Origin of the sequence: Hoylesella enoeca JCM 12259 (genome assembly GCF_000613405.1) — a bacterium.
Lineage (GTDB): Bacteria > Bacteroidota > Bacteroidia > Bacteroidales > Bacteroidaceae > Prevotella > Prevotella enoeca.
This window is the reverse complement of record NZ_BAIX01000104.1, coordinates 1-1,545: the sequence shown is the minus strand read 5'-3', so window position 1 is coordinate 1,545 and position 1,545 is coordinate 1. Positions and strand designations below refer to the sequence as shown.

The 1,545-nt window shown below is 50.9% G+C and carries 1 protein-coding gene; it reads right to left on the bottom strand.

The window, feature by feature from the left end:
- The coding region (locus tag JCM12259_RS15620) for a DUF8437 domain-containing protein (RefSeq protein ID WP_036889129.1) at positions 1-1,545 on the bottom strand (1,545 nt) is incomplete at both ends.

Here is a 1,545-nt window from a genome sequence, read left to right as displayed (position 1 = left end):
GAGGTCAAGGTCGGGAAACGTCTGGTGCGTACCGTCAAAGTTGGGTCGCACGAAACAGTTGAAAAGACGATTATAACGGTCAGAGAGCTGTTGTTTGAAGGTATCGGGTGTACGTCCGAGCCAATCGACAAAGCCCTGCCTGATTTCCTCAATCTTGGCATTTGCCATCTGTATGGCATGTCCGTCCCTTACTTTGATGGTCTTGGTCTCTCCCGTAACCTTATCTGTCACCTCCTTGCTCTTGTTGATGTCGGGAATGGTATTGTGCAGGGCGTGCTTCAGGAGATTGATGCCGTCATAGCGGCGGAACTCACCCTGTACGGCATACTTGTGCCAGATATTGGCATTCTTATGGTCGCAAACAATGCTGTACTCGTCCATGTTGGAATGGTAGGATACACCAATATCCGTCCCGAAAAACTCTGAGGCAAACCTACCATAGACTTTGGCAGGTATCCAACGTTCACCGAGGTTGAAGTCAAGGTCTGCAAAAGGAATGGGTGTTGGCGTGGCTGCACGCAAGGCAGCAAGGCTCTGCTTTGCCTCTTCGTGGTCGGGATGGTCCAAGAGCCACGACTCGATACGCTCCGCCTTTTCTATTACATTGCCCGAAATGAACTTGTCCGCTACCTCGTAAGCATTCTCTTCGGGATTGAAATAGATACGACCTTCCAAGGAAGAAATAATGTCGTTTTCTTCCATATCAGGTAAAAGCGAACTCATGTAGTCAAGTTCCACCGTACCGTACTTGTTGAGTGATGCACCCAGTGCCTCCATCGGGTCTGTGGCAACGGTCAGTTCCGTGGTAGAAAATGCCGTTGGATGGTTGAAGATGTCCGCCTTGACGTACCTGCCGTTCTCGGAGCGTTCCAAGAAGAGCATTTCCACGCCTGTGGCATCCATCTTGATGATGTCGGTGTTCGCCTTCTGATTGAAGTAGCCCCAACGTGCAACATAGTCATCATATAGGTGGTTGAGCCTGCTGCGGTCTTCCCTGTCTTCTGCATGGTTCTCCGCCTCGTAGTCATAGAGACGATGATAGCACTCCCGTATCTCGATATAGGCTTTGAGACGGGAAAGCTGTGCATACGGCAAGTCCATCGGGTTGAAGGTCGGATGTCGCTTCAGGTCAGAAAGAAACCCCACCTGACCTTTCTGCACGACAATGGAGCCGTCTCTCAGATGAGAGTCCGGCGAAGAGAGAAAAGGGCGCGGTGAAGCGTCAAACTCCTTTCTGACTTCCGCTATCGGCTGCGGCTTGCGCTCTTCGGCTTCGTTCATGAAGTCGAAAAGGGATGGCTCACGTAGGGAGGTAGAAGCTGCTTTCCTGCTACTACGGGTACGACGTTGAGGAGAGGTTACTGACTTTTGTATCTTGGACTCCGATGGTTTCTGGGGAGCAGTTTGAGTTATAGGACGGCGTGCCTGTGAAGTTCCTGACTTATCCTTGATTTCATTGTTTACACGGCTTACCTCTCTTGTCCAAAGGCTGTATTCCTCCGGGGCAAACAGTGACAGTTGCTCCGGTTGTCCGATGTCTTCCAT